The organism is Flavobacterium sp. IMCC34518, assembly GCF_027111095.2.
Taxonomy (GTDB): Bacteria; Bacteroidota; Bacteroidia; order Flavobacteriales; family Flavobacteriaceae; genus Flavobacterium; species Flavobacterium praedii.
On the sequence record NZ_CP114284.2, the window covers coordinates 3,303,914 to 3,320,389 of the forward strand.

Consider the following 16,476-nt stretch of genomic DNA (forward strand, 5'->3'; position numbering starts at 1 on the left):
TATCAATTTATATAATTCTTTTTTTACATTTAATCAAAGTATGACTCATGCCGATCATTTCGTGAATTTCATCTACTATAAACCCAGCTTTTTCGATAACTTTTATAATATCTGTAGAATGATACATTTGACTGTTTCCATTGGCAACTGCTGTAAAATATAAAGAGGTGGCATGTAAACTGTATGTCGAAGCTTGGAATTTTTGTAAGTCCCAAAATGTTTCCAAAATATAAAAACTGGTATTGGCATTCATAGCATCGTATGTTTTTCTAAAAAGAGTGAAAATTTCATCCATTGAGAAACAATCAATAAACTGACTCATCCAAATAATATCAAAATCCTTTGGAATTGTTGATGAATTGTCTAATAAATTGATGTCTACTGTATTAATTCTGTTTTCAAAACCAGCCTCGGCAATGATTTTTCGCGCCACTGTTGTTTGTCCAGGCAAATCCAGAATAGTAATCTTTACATTTGGATCGTATTTGGCACATTGTAATGCAAATTTTCCGGTATTTCCCCCAACATCCAAAAGCGATTTAGGGTTATTTCCAAATAAAATAGGCATAATTTCCGGAAAGGTATAGTCAGAATAAAAGTGATCAAAGTCAAACCAACTTTTTTTGACTTTTTCGGGTAATTCAGATAAGCCAATATAAACGGTATCCCAATTTCCTAATTCTTTTAATCCTTCAGGTTTTCCATTTTTAATGGATTCTTCAAGATGATTCATTGCTAGATAATTGACATCTTGCGTGAAATTCATGTTAATATTGGTCATTTTATCTCTTAAGATAAAATAGCCCGTTTTTGTCAGTAAGAATTCATTGTCTTTTAAGTACACCATCTCTAGACTAAGTCCAGCTTCGAGTAGAATTTTTACACCGTAAACAGATAAATTCAATTCGGTTGCGATAGTTTCAATAGTTGCCTTATTGTTGTTGAATAAATATTCCAAAATTCCAAGATTTCTTAGCGACTTTGCTGCTTGAAACATAATTGGGGCAAAAGCAATTTTTTGAGCATCTAAATTAGCTTGAATAACATTTTTTTTGTCAGAACCAAAATCTTTCATTCGTATTTTGTTATTTTAAATTGTGTTGTAAGTTGTTGTAGTTATTGTAGTTAAATGTGTATTTGATAATAGGAAAACAAAAATATTTTGAATTACAAATTTTAGCGATATTATGCTACATTTGTTTATTCAAATTAACCAAATTATATTCTAAATAAAAATAAATTTTTAATTTATTTAGTTGTAAAAAAACAATACGAATTGAATGAATACTATAAACGAATATTTAAGTCTAAAAGAGTTTGAAACTGTAATTTTTAATAATGAAAAAATAGCTATAAGTGAAGCTGTTTTAGATCGAGTTAATGAAAGTTTTGATTTTCTAAAAGCATTTTCAGTTAATAAAATTATTTACGGTGTAAATACAGGTTTTGGACCAATGGCTCAATACCGCATAAAAGATGAAGATCGCATACAATTACAATATAATTTAATTAGAAGTCATGCCTCTGGCACAGGAAAACCCTTGAATGCAACTTGTGTTAAAGCAGCAATTTTAGCTAGACTTAATACACTTTCTTTAGGTAATTCTGGAGTTCATCCTTCATTGATTCTGTTGATGAAAGAATTAATTAATAAAGATGTTACTCCTTTAATTTTTGAACATGGTGGAGTAGGCGCAAGTGGTGATTTGGTGCAATTGGCTCATTTGGCTTTGGTTCTTATTGGTGAAGGAGAAGTTTTTTATAAAGGAGAACGAAGACCAACATCAGAGGTTTTTGCCATAGAAAAATTAGAACCAATTCAAGTTGAAATTAGAGAAGGGCTGGCTTTAATGAATGGAACTTCGGTAATGACAGGGATTGGTGTTGTTAATGTGTATCATGCTAATAAATTATTAGATTGGTCGATTAAATTTTCTTGCGCAATAAATGAAATCGTGCAAGCGTATGACGATCATTTTTCAGAAGAATTAAACAATACAAAACGCCATAATGGTCAGCGGGAAGTAGCGCAAAGAATGCGAACAAACCTTGAAGACAGTACTCTAATCAGAAAGAGAGAAGATCATTTGTATTCTGGAGAAAATACCGAAGATATTTTTAAAGAAAAAGTTCAGGAGTATTATTCGTTGCGTTGTGTTCCTCAAATTTTGGGGCCAGTGCTTGAAACCATAAATAATGTAGCCTCTATTTTGGAAGAAGAGTTCAATTCTGCAAATGATAATCCAATTATTGATGTAAAAAATCAGCACGTTTATCATGGTGGAAATTTCCATGGTGATTATATTTCTTTGGAAATGGATAAATTGAAAATCGTAATTACCAAGTTAACAATGCTTGCTGAACGTCAATTGAATTATTTGCTGAATTCAAAAATAAACGAAATTCTACCTCCTTTTGTGAATTTGGGAACTTTAGGATTTAATTTTGGAATGCAAGGTGTGCAATTTACAGCCACTTCAACAACAGCAGAAAATCAGATGTTGTCGAATCCGATGTATGTTCATAGTATTCCAAATAACAATGACAATCAGGATATTGTAAGTATGGGAACCAATGCTGCCGTAATTACATCAAAAGTGATTGAAAATGCATTTGAAGTTTTAGCTATCGAATTGATAACCATTGTTCAAGCAATCGATTGTTTGGAACAAAAAGATCAAATTTCATCTGTAACCAGAAAAATATACGATGATATTCGTGTCATTATTCCAAAGTTTGAAAAAGATCAGGTTATGTATCCTTTTGTACAAAAAGTAAAAGAATATTTGATTAATAACTAATCCCTCCATAATAATCTAAAATCTAGACAGGAATCCAAAGGGTGAACTGACGAAGTAATTTAAAATAAAAGTATGAAATGTGCATTGATAACAGGAGGTTCTAGAGGAATTGGTAGCGCTATTTGTGAAAAATTAGCACATGATAGCAGTTATCATATTTTGATTAATTATCATTCCAATAAAGAAGCTGCCGAAAAAACTTTAGAGAAAGTAATCGCAAATGGAGCTACTGGTGAAATCATTCAATTTGATGTAGCCAATTTTGATGAAGTACAATCGGTATTGACACAATGGCAAGAAGCAAATCCAGAAGCAATTGTTGAAGCAATTATAAATAATGCAGGAATAACAAAGGATGGTTTGTTCATGTGGATGAGTCCAGAAGATTGGTCTAGTGTTGTGAATACGAGTTTGAACGGATTTTTTAATGTGACCAACTTTTTTATGCAAAAAATGCTACGCAATAAATACGGTCGAATTGTAAATATCGTTTCGCTCTCAGGGGTAAAAGGAACTGCTGGACAAACTAATTATTCTGCTGCAAAAGGAGCCGTAATCGCTGCAACCAAAGCATTGGCACAAGAAGTGGCCAAAAGAAATATTACTGTAAACGCGGTAGCGCCAGGTTTTATACGAACGGATATGACTAGTGCTCTAGACGAAAAAGAATTAATAAAGATGGTACCTGTAAATCGTTTTGGAGAAGCAGAAGAAGTGGCGGATTTGGTTAGTTTTCTAGTTTCCAAAAAATCAAGCTATATTACGGGAGAGATTATAAATATAAATGGTGGAATTTATTCATAAAATAGTATAAAGAGAATGAATAAGAGAGTTGTCATCACAGGAATGGGAATTTATTCTTGTATAGGAACATCATTAGATGAGGTAAAAGAGTCTTTGTACCAAGGAAAATCTGGTATTTCGTTTGATACAGAACGCAAAGAATTCGGATTTCGATCCGCTTTAACCGGTATGGTTCCAAAACCAGATTTAAAAAATTTACTTACCAGAAGACAAAGAATAAGTTTAGGGGAAGAAACAGAATATGCCTATATGGCGACGGTAGAGGCATTAAAAAATGCGAATATCGACGATGCTTTTTTTGAAACAAACGAAGTAGGAATTATGTATGGCAACGATAGTGTTTCTAAGGCTGTTATTGAAGCCACAGATATTATTCGTGAAAAAAAAGATACTACTTTGATAGGTTCAGGAGCTATTTTCAAATCCATGAATTCTACAGTTACGATGAATCTCTCAACAATTTTTAAGTTAAGGGGGATTAATTTGACAGTTAGTGCAGCTTGTGCTAGCGGATCTCATTCCATAGGATTGGCTTATTTTTTGATAAAAAGTGGGTTTCAGGATATCATAATTTGTGGAGGTGCACAAGAAATCAATAAATATGCCATGAGTAGTTTTGATGGTTTGGGTGTTTTTTCTGCTAGAGAAGATGAACCTACAAAAGCGTCGAGACCTTTTGATATTAATCGTGATGGTTTAATTCCAAGTGGTGGTGGTGCTACTTTGATTTTAGAATCCTACGAATCAGCTATGAAGAGAGGGGCAACTATTTTGGCCGAAGTTGTTGGGTATGGATTTTCATCAAATGGGGGGCATATATCTACTCCAAATGTTGATGGTCCTTCTATTGCAATGCAACGGGCATTGGATGAAGCAGGATTGCAGCCTAGTGAAGTAGACTATATCAATGCACATGCAACATCGACTCCAGTAGGTGATGAAAACGAAGCGAAAGCTATTTTTCAAGTTTTTGGCGAAAGCAATCCTTATGTAAGTTCTACAAAGTCAATGACGGGTCATGAATGTTGGATGGCTGGAGCCAGTGAGGTAATCTATTCCGTTTTAATGATGCAAAATGATTTTATCGCTCCAAATATAAATTTGGAAACTCCAGATGAAGATGCCGCAAAATTAAATTTAGTTAAAACCACTTTAAATAAAAAATTTGACATATTTTTGTCGAATTCCTTTGGTTTTGGAGGAACGAATTCAGCATTAGTAGTTAAAAAGTATAAAAAAAGTAATGAACAAGGAAGCAATCGTAGCGAAAATTAATGGTTTTTTAATTGATGAATTTGAGGTGGATGGTGATGATATTCAGTCAGATGCTATATTAAAAGATACTTTAGGATTGGATAGTTTAGACTATGTTGATCTAGTTGTTTCGATAGAATCGAACTTTGGTGTAAAATTAGTAGAGGCTGATTTTGTTGGTGTTTCTACATTTCAAACTTTTTATGATGTAATAGAAAACAAACTAAAACTTAAAGCATAATTTATATTTTTTAGATGTGACAATTAATCTAAAATCTGCAATCTAAAATCTAAAATTTAAAATGAGTCAATGGGATGGGAAATCTAAAGGCACTGTTTTAGGATATAAAATCTTTGTTTTTTTTATAAAAAATGTAGGAGTCAAATCAGCTTATCTCATTCTTTATTTTGTTGCTAGCTATTATTTTATTTTTCTAAAAAAAAGTAATGCCTCCATCTTTTATTACTTTAGGAAAAGACTGGGGTATTCCTATTTTAAATCAAAAAGAATGGTTTTTAATAGTTATTACACTTTTGGGCAAACGATTATAGATAAAATTGCTATTGGTGCCGGATTGAAAAGTAAGTTTACTTATGAGCATGAAGGAAGAGAAATTCTAATCAAACTTTTGGAAGAAAAAAAAGGAGGTGTTCTTATTAGTGCCCATATTGGAAATTTTGAAATAGCAGAACATTTTTTTAGTGAGTTAGATGTTAATTTTCAAATAAATCTGGTCACTACCGATTTGGAACATTCGACCATTAAAAAATATCTAGAAAGTATTACCGAAAAGCCCACAATAAATTTTATACTCATTAGTAATGATATGTCTCATATTTTTGAAATTAATTCGGCTCTAGCAAGAAACGAATTAGTTTGTTTTACAGGAGACAGATATTTTGAGGGAGTAAAAGCATTAAGCGACAATCTATTAGGTGAGGAAGCTCTTTTTCCATCAGGTCCGTTTCTAATTGCCTCTCGATTAAAAGTTCCGGTTGTTTTTGTATATGTCATGAAGGAACCCAATTTGCATTATCATCTTTATACGATTGAAGCCAAAGTTAAACATCGTGATGAAAAAGGATTGTTGAGAGAATATACTCAAAGCCTTGAAAGTATGATTAAAAAATACCCATTGCAATGGTTTAATTATTTTGATTTCTGGAATCAAATCGAAGATTAATAACAATTTATTTACATTTTATTTCATTTTAAGGGAGGTTGTTAAGTTTGTAATGCTAACAGTTTGATTTTTATTGTTTTATAAATAAAAACAAAAAGGTTGATTTGTAAATGGAACTCAATTTTTATTTACCTAATTTTTGATTTTATTTTATTTATTTTTGATATACAGATAGTTAAAGTAAAATGATACTTTTTTTATTTTTAACTAGGCTAGTTTTTGTCATTAAAGAAATAATAGACTATTAGTATAAATTATAAATTTAGGTTATTTTCGCTTTTTTAAATCGAAAACCGCAATGAAAAACGTCCTCGTAATCTACTATTCTCAATCGGGACAATTGGAGTCTATTGCTAGAAATATTGCAAAACCACTTTTAGATTCTGACAACGTAAATGTTTTTTTTCATGAAATTCAATTAGAAAAGCCTTTTCCATTTCCATGGGATAATGAAGCTTTTTTTGGTGCTTTTCCTGAAACATTTTTGCAAATTCCTGCGCCACTTTTGCCAGTTTCCAAAGAAATAATGAACACAAAATTTGACTTAATTCTTTTGAATTATCAAGTTTGGTATTTAACACCATCTATTCCTATAAATTCTTTTTTGAAAAGTTCAGAAGCTAAAATTTTATTGAATAATACCCCAGTTGTTACCATAAATGGTTCAAGAAACATGTGGATTATGGCTCAGGAAAAAGTGAAAGGATTATTAAAACTTAACAATGCATCGCTTAAAGGAAATATAGCATTGGTCGATAGAGCGGGTAATTTAATTAGTGTTATTACTATTGTAGAGTGGATGTTTTCAGGAATAAAAAAGAAATATCTTGGTATTTTTCCTTTACCTGGAGTTTCAGATAAAGATATTAATGAATCTTCGAAGTTTGGAGCTGTAATTTTATCGAATTTGAAACAAAATAGTTTAGATAATTTACAATCAGAATTAATTAGTATTGATGCAGTTAGGGTTAGTTCTTATTTGGTAACGGTTGATAGAACTGCAAATAAGATTTTTAATAAATGGTCTAATTTGATCATAAAAAAGGGAGAATCTAGAAAAACTTGGTTGAAAGTTTTTAAAGTGTATTTGTTACTAGCTATTTGGTTAATCTCACCAATAGTTTATATATTGCACATTCTTACTTATCCATTAAAGATCCAAAAAATAAGAAAAGAATTAGAATATTATAAAGGAGTAAATTAGATTATTATGTTTGATGTATATATTACAAAAGCGGCTAAATGTTTACCAAATGACGCTGTTTCTAACGATGAAATGGAAGGTTATTTAGGGTTAATAAATGAAACCGCGTCCAAAGCCCGAAGACTAATACTAAGAAACAACAAGATTGTTAGCCGGTATTATGCTCTAGATAAAAAAGGGAAAAGTACTCATAATAATGCGGAATTGACTACTAATGCTATTCAAGGATTGTTTGATGATAGTTTTGGGCCACAAGACATGGAATTATTATCTTGTGGTACAACCACTCCAGATGTTTTAGCACCTTCTCATGCTGCAATGGTGCACGGATTGTTGAAAAATAAAAGCTTAGAATTAAATTCCTCTTCAGGAGTGTGTTGTGCAGGTATGAATGCTTTAAAATTTGGTTTTTTATCTATAAAGTCTGGTAATACTCAAAATGCAGTTTGTACAGGTTCAGAAAAAATATCTAATTGGATGTTAGCCAAAAAGTATGAAAATGAAGTGGTTAATTTAAAAAATTTAGAAGAACAACCAATTCTAGCTTTCAAAAAAGATTTTTTGAGATGGATGTTATCTGATGGTGCTGGCGCATTTTTGTTGGAAAATAAACCAAGTGGTACTATTTCTTTAAAGATGGAATGGATGGAAGCTTTTTCATATGCTTTCGAACTAGAAACTTGTATGTATGCTGGTGGGGATAAATTAGAAAATGGCGAAATAAAACCTTGGAATGACTACGAACCAGATCAATGGCTGAATGAATCATTATTTGCTTTCAAGCAAGATGTTAAATTATTAGACGAATTTATTTTGGTGAAAGGAGCCGAAAGTATGCGTGATGCTTTGTCCAAAAACAATATTTCATCAGATGAAATTGACTACTTCTTGCCACACGTATCATCACATTATTTTGTTGAAGGATTAAGAAAATCATTGGCAGAAAGAGGAATGGATATTCCTATGGAAAAATGGTTTATGAATTTGGCACATGTTGGTAATGTTGGTGCAGCATCCATTTATTTAGCTTTAGAGGAATTGATGAATTCAGGTAAATTAATAAAAGGAAATAAAATTCTTTTATCGGTTCCAGAAAGTGGACGTTTCTCGTATGCGTATGCTTATTTAACGGTTTGTTAATGGGAACGGTTGGAAATAATTTATTAGGAGATAAAGATTTTGTCGAATCTTTAATTCCGCAACAGTTTCCATTTGTAATGGTTGATAAATTGTACTCCTATTCCGAAACAGAATTGGTTTCTGGATTTACGATACAAGAAGAGGCAATTTTTTTCGAAAATAAATCCTTTGTTGAGTCTGGGATAATAGAACACATGGCGCAATCAGTAGCCTTACATACTGGATATCAGTTTTATTTAAGAAAAGAACAAGCTCCTACTGGTTACATTGGTTCCATAAAAAGTATCGAAATTATAGCTTTGCCCAAAGTTCAGGATGAAATAAGAACAACGGTTTCTATTTTACAGGAGTTTGCCGGTATTACTTTGGTTGATGTTGTGACCACGTTAAACGATGTTGAAATAGCCAAAGGTCAAATGAAGACTGTTTTGGCTAAATAAATTAGAACAACGTGAATTATAAAGAAACTTCAAATTTGGTTGATATAAAAAAATATTTGCCTCATCGTGCACCAATGCTTATGGTGGATATGATTTTGGAAATGGATGACGAAAAAGTCGAAACTATTTTTGAAATTAAAGAAGATAATATTTTTCTTAAAAATGGTTTTCTTACTGAATCAGGTTTGGTAGAAAATATGGCGCAAACATGTTCCTCTGTTGTTGCAAAAGATTATTTTATTGATGAAAATAAGAAGGACAAAACAGGTGTATACGTTGTTGGTTTCATTAGTGGTATCAAAACATTAAAAATCCATTCTTCACCTAAAGTGAATGATGTTATTTTTACAAAAGCAGTATTGGTTTCAAAATTTATTACTGATTCATATAGTTTATGTGCGATGAAATGTGAAAGTTTTAATAAAGATGAATTGCTATTAGAAGGCGAGATTACTTTGTTTATTCAAGAAAATAAATCATAGACAGATACCATGAAAACAGAAGAAGTTCCCCAAGATAAAGGCAATCTTTCCAACAAAAACATGAAAGAGTTGGTATATGCCACAGACGAAAAAGGCAATTATACAACTGCTTTGAGTACAGGTTGGGAGCCCAAAACTATTGCGTTATCAAATTCTATTGAAGAGATAAGTGAGCGAATTGCAATTGCAAAATTACAAGTCGAGAATAATGAAGTTAGCCCTATTTGTTACTATATGGAATTATGTAGAATGGATATTGGTGTACTTTCCAGTTATGTGGGGATGTGGCAATGGCGGGTGAAAAGACACTTCAAACCCAAAGTTTTTGCTGGTTTAAGCGAATCTGTTTTGAAAAAATATGCCGAAACTTTCAATATCACTATTGCAGAATTAAAACAGATTAAAACAAGTTAATGGAAACAAATTTTACACATCATCAATCGGCTCATTGTGAAAATGGAGTTGCTTCCAATTTGTTAAAACATAATGGATTGAATATTAGTGAACCAATGGTTTTTGGAATCGGTTCAGGACTTTTCTTTGTTTATATCCCATTTCTAAAAGTAAATTACGCTCCTGCTATCAGTTACAGACCCATGCCAGGTTTAATTTTTAATAAGTTGGCGAAACGTTTGGGATTAAAAATCAAAAGACAAAAATTCTCTAGCGAAACCAATGCCATCAAAGCATTAGACGAAAATTTAAAGAATAATATTCCTTCTGGATTGCAGGTAGGAGTGTATAATTTGACTTATTTTCCAGATGAATATCGTTTTCATTTCAATGCCCACAACTTAGTGGTTTATGGTAAAACGGAAACCGATTATTTGATTAGCGATCCCGTTATGGAAAACGTAACGACACTTACGCATGCCGAATTAAATAAAGTACGTTTTGCAAAAGGGGCCTTTGCTCCAAGAGGCCAAATGTATTATCCTATTCAGATTCCTGTTAATGTAGATTTGAAAGGTGCAATTTTAAAAGGTATAAAAAATACTTGTCGCGATATGCTGGCACCAATGCCAATAATTGGAGTGCGAGGCATTCGATATGTGGCCAAACTAATTAAGAAATGGCCAGTAAAAGAAGGAACTAAGAAAGCCAATCATTACTTGGCGCAAATTGTTCGAATGCAGGAAGAAATAGGAACTGGTGGTGGTGGTTTTCGATTTATATATGCCGCTTTTTTACAAGAAGCTGCTGTTATATTAGAAAACGACGAACTCCAAACCCTATCATTGGAAATGACTGCTATTGGTGATATGTGGAGGGATTTTGCTGTAGAAGCGTCTCGTGTTTATAAAAATAGAAGCACCAAAGTTGATGTTTACAATACACTTTCGGACGAGCTTTTGGCTATTGCCGATAAAGAAGAAGTTTTTTTTAAGAAGTTGAAAAATGCAATAAGCTAAAAAAATATCATTTTGAAATCCATCATTCAAATATCAAATTTATCCAAAATGTACAAAGATGCCGAAATGTATTCTTTGGATAATTTTTCTTTGGATATAAAAGAGGGGCAGATTTTTGGTTTACTTGGTCCAAATGGAGCTGGTAAAACCACTCTGATTTCAATTCTTTGTGGATTGGTTAGACCTACTTCGGGTACTTTTACCATTGATGATTTGACGTATGCAAAAAATGCCAATGGTATAAAAAAAATAATTGGAGTTGTACCACAGGAATATGCTTTATATCCAACATTAACCGCAAGGGAAAATTTACTGTATTTTGGAAGTATGTATGGTTTAAAAGGGAATGACCTTAAAGAAAAAGTAATTAACAATCTTGATTTTTTAGGATTATTGAAGTTTGCAGATAAACGAATCGAAACTTTTTCGGGAGGAATGAAACGCCGCGTCAATTTGATTGCTGGAATTCTACACAATCCCAAGATTCTTTTTCTGGATGAACCTACCGTAGGCGTTGATGTACATTCTAAAAATGTTATTATTGATTATTTAAAGGAACTTAATAAAACGGGTACAACCATTATTTATACGTCACATCATTTATCCGAAGCGCAGGATTTTTGTACCAACATTGCCATAGTAGATAGAGGTATAATATATGCTGAGGGAACGCCAAAGGATTTAATTACTGCTACACCAAATGCCAGAAATCTGGAAGATGTTTTTATTTCATTAACCGGAAAAGAATTGAGAGATGCTATATAAAATTTGGATGTCAGTTTATAAAGAATTCTTGTTGCTGAAACGAGATATGGGAGGGGTTGTGACATTGTTTTTGATGCCGTTGGTATTAATTATAACAGTTACACTTATTCAGGATAGTACTTATAAAAAAGGTGAAGAGGTTAAAATCCCAATACTATTGGTTGATTATGACAAAGGAAATGTTTCCAAAACGATTTTTGATAATTTACAAAAAAACAACGTTTTTAGTGTAGTTACAACCATAGATAAAATTCCGATTACTGAGGCTATAGCCAAAGAAGCTGTTTTTAAAGGAAAATATCAGATGGCAATTATTATTCCATCCCATTTAAGTATTGATTTACAAGCTAAGATCGATCAAAATGTTCAAAAAATTGTCAGTAGTTTGGGTTTTACCGATTCTTTGACAACCGATTCAAAAAGGAAACTAGTTGATCAAAAAGAAGTCAAACTCTATTTTGATCCAGCAGTGCAATTGAGTTTTAAAAATGGCGTTATGAATGGCATTGATAAAATGATTTCTCAAATTGAAACCAAATCCATTTACAGTACTTTTCAAGATCAATTAGGAGAAGGAGATGGTAAATTTGAACAAAAGAGTTTTATTACATTCAAAGAAATCGTTCCTAAAATCAACAATAAAGATAATAAACCAAATTCTGTGCAACACAATGTTCCAGCTTGGACACTTTTTGCTATATTTTTCATTGTTATTCCATTGTCAATCAATATAGTAAAGGAAAAAACGCAAGGAACTTTTATTCGCTTAAGAACCAATCCAGTTTCTAATATGATTGTTTTGGGAGGTAAAACAGTTATGTATTTAATCATTTGTTTGATTCAGTTTTATATGATGATTGCAGTTGCTATATTTTTATTTCCTCATTTGGGATTACCGGCTCTGAATGTAGAAGGAAATCTATTATTGATGAGTGTTGTAGCCTTATTTTCTGGATTAGCGGCAATTGGTTTTGGTATTTTATTGGGTACTATTGCCAAAACACAAGAGCAATCGGCTCCTTTTGGTGCTACAGCCGTGATTATTTTAGCAGCTATAGGTGGCGTTTGGGTTCCCGTATTTGCCATGCCTAAAATAATGCAAGTTATTGCGCAATCCTCACCAATGAACTGGGGACTTGAAGCTTTTTATGATGTACTTTTGCGTAACGCATCCTTTTGGGATTTAGTTCCAGAATTGAGTTTGTTATTTTTATTTTTTATAGTTACCACAACGATAGCATTGCTGTATGAAAAGAAGAAAAGAGCAGTTTGACGAAGCAACCGCTTTAACCGTTTCACAAGAGATTCGAGTACGTTTCAATGAAACCGACCCGCTTGGAATAGTTTGGCACGGCTATTATATTACCTATTTTGAAGATGGGAGAGAGGCTTTTGGTCGTCATCACGGGATTTCCTATTTGGATATTTTTGATAGTGGCTATACAACACCAATTGTAAAATCGACTTGTGAACATAAACTATCATTGCGTTATGGTGATGTCGCTAGAATAGAAACTACTATTGTTGATACTCCTGCAGCAAAAATGATTTACAGATACAAAATATTTGATGCCAAAAACGAAATTGCTTGTTCAGGAGAAACTGTTCAGGTTTTTTTGGATAAAGATGGAGAATTAATGCTAACAAATCCTCCTTTTTTTGAAGAGTGGAAACGAAAAGTAGGCCTTATAAAATAAAATGATAAAAGAAGTTTACATAACCGAAACGAATTGCATTACACCCATAGGGTTTGATGTGACCTCCAATATAAAAAATATTGGTGATGAAGTTTCTGGTATTCAATTGCATGATAAACCAAAGTTGTTTCATGTGCCATTTTACGCTTCTATAATTGATGATGCCGATTTGGATTTAGCTTTCGCCAAAATTACCACAGCCACTCACTATTCAAGATTGGAAAAAATGATGATTTTGGCTTTGGAACCAATCGTTAAAAAGTCCAAAGTTGATTTAAATAAGCGAACGGCTTTTATATTATCAACTACAAAAGGCAATATTACGGCTTTAGAAAATCAAAATATAGAATCTGCTTATTTACATCAATTAGCCCAAACAATTGCTGATTTTTTTGAATTCAAAACAGAGCCTATTGTGGTTTCCAATGCTTGTGTTTCCGGAATATTGGCGGTCTCGGTAGCCAAAAGAATAATTCAGGCGGATGCCTATGACAATGTGTTCATAGTTGCAGGTGATGAAATCTCGAAATTTATTTTATCAGGATTCAACTCTTTTCAGGCCATGAGTGATTTGCCGTGTAAGCCTTATTCAATAAACAGAACTGGAGTTACATTAGGCGAAGCTGCTGCTGCGGTTTTGGTTTCTTCGAATAAAGAAAACGCCAAAATAAAAGTAATAGGAGATGGCTCTATCAATGATGCGAATCATATCTCGGGACCATCTAGAACTGGCGAAGGTCTTTTTAGAAGCATTCAAAGTGCTTTGGCGGAAGCCAAAATAAACAGCAGTCAAATTGATTATATTTCAGCACATGGTACAGCAACTCTTTTTAACGATGAAATGGAAGCTATAGCCTTGAACATATTAGGATTAGAAAATGTTCCAGTCAATAGTCTGAAAGGATTTTATGGACATACGTTGGGAGCTTCGGGATTATTAGAAACCGTTATCGGAATTCAATCGGTACAGGAAAGCAAATTGTTTGTTTCCTTGGGATTTGACACTATTGGAGTGAGTCAGCCAATTCATATTATTGAAAAAAATGAGGATAAAAATATTCGTTATTTTCTAAAAACAGCTTCGGGTTTTGGTGGTTGCAATACAGCAGTTTTATTCGAAAAAGTAAACTAATGGCAGCAAACAAAACCTATATAAAATCCTTTTGTACGATTCAGAATAATCAAATTTCACTGAATGGTGAAACTGTTTTCGGTACGGAACAGACTGTGTTTACCGATTTTTCAAAGAAAGCCTATCAGTTTTTGGAAATGAATTATCCTAAATTTTTTAAAATGGATAATTTGAGTAAATTGGCTTTTTTAGGAGCAGAATTGCTTTTGAGAACTGAAGTTGAATCGTCAAAAGAGAATAATACGGCATTGGTATTTGCCAACAAATCATCAAGTTTGGATACTGATGTGAAATATCAAAATTCAATTTCTGACACCGAAAATTATTATCCGAGTCCAGCGGTATTTGTTTATACATTGCCGAATATTTGTTTAGGCGAAATTAGTATCAAACATCAATTGAAAAGCGAAAATTCTTTCTTTATATTTGCGGATTACAATCCTGAATTTATGGAAAAGTACAGCAACATACTTTTGAAAACCCAAAAAGCAGATAAAGTTTTGTGCGGTTGGGTTGAATATTATAAGGAAGAGTATAAAGCCTTTCTGTATGTAGTAGATACCAAAGGTGAATTAGAACACAATCAAGAATTATTAAAAAAATTATACAAACATTAATTATGGAAGCATTAAAGCAAGAATTAAAAAGTAAAATCATTGAAGTTTTAAACCTGGAAGATATTGCAATAGCAGATATAAATGATGATGATGCCTTATTTGGTGACGGATTGGGGCTGGATTCTATTGATGCCTTGGAACTTATTGTAATGTTGGATAAAGATTACGGGATCAAATTGGTTGACCCAAAAGAAGGGAAAACTATTTTTAAGTCTATAGAAACTATGGCTGCTTATATTTCTGAAAACAGAGTTAAGTAATAATTTAAGATTTTAGAGTATAGATTTTAGATCAATTGGAGTCTAAAATTAATCTAAAATCTGCAATCTAAAATCTAAAATGTCTAAAGGAGTTGCCATAACAGGAATGGGTATTATTTCTTCAATCGGTAATACGGTTGAGGAGAATTACAATGCATTATTGAATAGTCAAATTGGGATCACCACTATCGAAAATATTACTACAGTGCATGCTGATGTAATAAAGGTTGGTGAAATAAAAAAAAGCAATCAGGAGTTAATTGAAGAATTGCAATTAGACAAAGACAATAATTTTACAAGAACGGCTATGCTGGGTACAATCGCAGCGAAACAAGCCTTGAAAAATGCTGGTATAACTTCAATAAATGAATATAGAACAGGATTGATTTCGGCTACGAGTGTCGGCGGAATGGATATGACGGAACGTTATTATCATGAATACTTTGAAAATCCAGAAGTTGTAAAATACATTAGCAGTCACAATGCCGGAGATAATACCGATAAAATGGCGCATGAATTGGGATTGAAAGGCATGGTAACTACGATAAGTACAGCTTGTTCTTCTGCCGCAAATGCAATTATGTTAGGCGCTCGATTGATAAAGTCTGGAAAACTCGATCGTGTTATTGTTGGAGGAACCGATGCTTTATCCAAATTTACCATTAATGGTTTTAAAACACTTATGATTTTATCAGATGGTTACAACAAACCTTTTGATAATGAAAGAACGGGTTTGAATCTAGGCGAGGCTGCTGCTTTTTTGGTTTTGGAATCGGAGGAATTGGTCAAAAAAGAAAATAAAAAAGTATTGGCTAGAGTTTCTGGTTATGGAAATGCAAATGATGCTTTTCATCAAACTGCCTCTTCCGAAAATGGAGACGGTGCTTTTTTGGCAATGGAAAAAGCCTTTAAAATAGCCCAATTAAAACCAGAACAAATCGATTATATCAATGTTCATGGTACTGCAACACCCAATAATGATTTATCCGAAGGAAGAGCGATTGTTAGATTGTTTGGTGAAAATAACGCTCCAGATTTTAGTTCAACCAAACCTTTTACCGGACATACATTAGCGGCCGCAGCGGCTGTTGAAGCGGTTTATAGCGTATTGGCAATACAAAACAATGTGGTTTTTCCAAATCTGAATTTTAAAACACCAATGGAGGAATTCAATTTGATACCTCAAACTACTTTAAAACATAAAAAGATAGAACATGTTCTTTCTAATTCTTTTGGATTTGGAGGAAATTGTTCGACTCTTATATTTTCAAAAAGCGAATAGTA

The 16,476-nt window shown here is 32.6% G+C and carries 19 protein-coding genes; 18 read left to right on the top strand and 1 reads right to left on the bottom strand.

The annotated features are described in order from the left end of the window. Positions 1-7: 7 nt before the first annotated feature. Positions 8-1,075, bottom strand: a complete 1,068-nt coding sequence (locus OZP06_RS14195; protein ID WP_281323871.1) for a methyltransferase — start codon at positions 1,073-1,075, stop codon at positions 8-10. A 205-nt stretch (positions 1,076-1,280) separates the two neighbouring features. Between OZP06_RS14195 and OZP06_RS14200 the strand changes: the two genes are divergently transcribed. The 18 genes from OZP06_RS14200 (at position 1,281) to OZP06_RS14285 (ending at position 16,474) form a co-directional block, all read left to right on the top strand. After that, positions 1,281-2,801, top strand: coding sequence for an aromatic amino acid ammonia-lyase (locus OZP06_RS14200; protein ID WP_269222447.1), 1,521 nt, complete (start codon positions 1,281-1,283; stop codon positions 2,799-2,801). 72 nt (positions 2,802-2,873) lie between these two features. Beyond that, entirely contained in the window at positions 2,874-3,605 is a 732-nt protein-coding gene (fabG, locus tag OZP06_RS14205; RefSeq protein ID WP_269222448.1) for a 3-oxoacyl-ACP reductase FabG, read from the top strand. 15 nt (positions 3,606-3,620) lie between these two features. Further along, positions 3,621-4,880, top strand: coding sequence for a beta-ketoacyl-[acyl-carrier-protein] synthase family protein (locus tag OZP06_RS14210; protein WP_281240068.1), 1,260 nt, complete (start codon positions 3,621-3,623; stop codon positions 4,878-4,880). Continuing rightward, positions 4,849-5,100 carry a phosphopantetheine-binding protein gene (locus OZP06_RS14215; RefSeq protein ID WP_269222449.1) on the top strand — a complete coding sequence of 84 codons (252 nt, stop codon included), beginning with the start codon at positions 4,849-4,851 and terminating at the stop codon, positions 5,098-5,100. Before OZP06_RS14210 ends, OZP06_RS14215 begins: the two co-directional genes overlap by 32 nt. A 61-nt stretch (positions 5,101-5,161) precedes the next feature. Further along, positions 5,162-6,043 carry a lysophospholipid acyltransferase family protein gene (locus OZP06_RS14220; RefSeq protein ID WP_281240067.1) on the top strand — a complete coding sequence of 294 codons (882 nt, stop codon included), beginning with the start codon at positions 5,162-5,164 and terminating at the stop codon, positions 6,041-6,043. Between the two features lie 298 nt (positions 6,044-6,341). Continuing rightward, on the top strand, positions 6,342-7,247 hold the full coding sequence (locus OZP06_RS14225) for a dialkylrecorsinol condensing enzyme DarA (protein ID WP_269222450.1): 906 nt from the start codon (positions 6,342-6,344) through the stop codon (positions 7,245-7,247). Positions 7,248-7,253: 6 nt separating this feature from the next. After that, positions 7,254-8,387: a beta-ketoacyl-ACP synthase III gene (locus OZP06_RS14230; RefSeq protein WP_269222451.1), complete on the top strand. Its 1,134-nt coding sequence runs from the start codon at positions 7,254-7,256 to the stop codon at positions 8,385-8,387. Continuing rightward, positions 8,387-8,827: a hypothetical protein gene (locus tag OZP06_RS14235; RefSeq protein ID WP_281323872.1), complete on the top strand. Its 441-nt coding sequence runs from the start codon at positions 8,387-8,389 to the stop codon at positions 8,825-8,827. Before OZP06_RS14230 ends, OZP06_RS14235 begins: the two co-directional genes overlap by 1 nt. A gap of 11 nt (positions 8,828-8,838) precedes the next feature. After that, complete coding sequence (locus OZP06_RS14240) at positions 8,839-9,309, top strand: ABC transporter permease (protein WP_269222452.1); 471 nt, start codon at positions 8,839-8,841, stop codon at positions 9,307-9,309. A gap of 9 nt (positions 9,310-9,318) precedes the next feature. Continuing rightward, a complete protein-coding gene (locus OZP06_RS14245) occupies positions 9,319-9,723 on the top strand; it encodes a hypothetical protein (protein ID WP_269222453.1) in 405 nt (134 codons plus the stop codon). Continuing rightward, entirely contained in the window at positions 9,723-10,721 is a 999-nt protein-coding gene (locus OZP06_RS14250) for a BtrH N-terminal domain-containing protein (protein ID WP_281323873.1), read from the top strand. The genes OZP06_RS14245 and OZP06_RS14250 overlap by 1 nt, the downstream gene beginning before the upstream one ends. A 66-nt stretch (positions 10,722-10,787) precedes the next feature. Next, positions 10,788-11,486, top strand: coding sequence for an ABC transporter ATP-binding protein (locus OZP06_RS14255; protein ID WP_281240368.1), 699 nt, complete (start codon positions 10,788-10,790; stop codon positions 11,484-11,486). Beyond that, entirely contained in the window at positions 11,476-12,759 is a 1,284-nt protein-coding gene (locus OZP06_RS14260) for an ABC transporter permease (protein ID WP_269222454.1), read from the top strand. Before OZP06_RS14255 ends, OZP06_RS14260 begins: the two co-directional genes overlap by 11 nt. Then, a complete protein-coding gene (locus OZP06_RS14265) occupies positions 12,734-13,183 on the top strand; it encodes an acyl-CoA thioesterase (protein WP_269222455.1) in 450 nt (149 codons plus the stop codon). Before OZP06_RS14260 ends, OZP06_RS14265 begins: the two co-directional genes overlap by 26 nt. A 1-nt stretch (position 13,184) precedes the next feature. Then, a complete protein-coding gene (locus OZP06_RS14270; protein ID WP_269222456.1) occupies positions 13,185-14,315 on the top strand; it encodes a beta-ketoacyl synthase N-terminal-like domain-containing protein in 1,131 nt (376 codons plus the stop codon). Next, complete coding sequence (locus OZP06_RS14275; RefSeq protein ID WP_269222457.1) at positions 14,315-14,932, top strand: 3-oxoacyl-ACP synthase; 618 nt, start codon at positions 14,315-14,317, stop codon at positions 14,930-14,932. Before OZP06_RS14270 ends, OZP06_RS14275 begins: the two co-directional genes overlap by 1 nt. 2 nt (positions 14,933-14,934) lie before the next feature. Further along, positions 14,935-15,192 carry a phosphopantetheine-binding protein gene (locus OZP06_RS14280; protein ID WP_219318555.1) on the top strand — a complete coding sequence of 86 codons (258 nt, stop codon included), beginning with the start codon at positions 14,935-14,937 and terminating at the stop codon, positions 15,190-15,192. 79 nt (positions 15,193-15,271) lie between these two features. Beyond that, complete coding sequence (locus OZP06_RS14285; protein WP_281323874.1) at positions 15,272-16,474, top strand: beta-ketoacyl-[acyl-carrier-protein] synthase family protein; 1,203 nt, start codon at positions 15,272-15,274, stop codon at positions 16,472-16,474. Positions 16,475-16,476 lie beyond the last annotated feature (2 nt).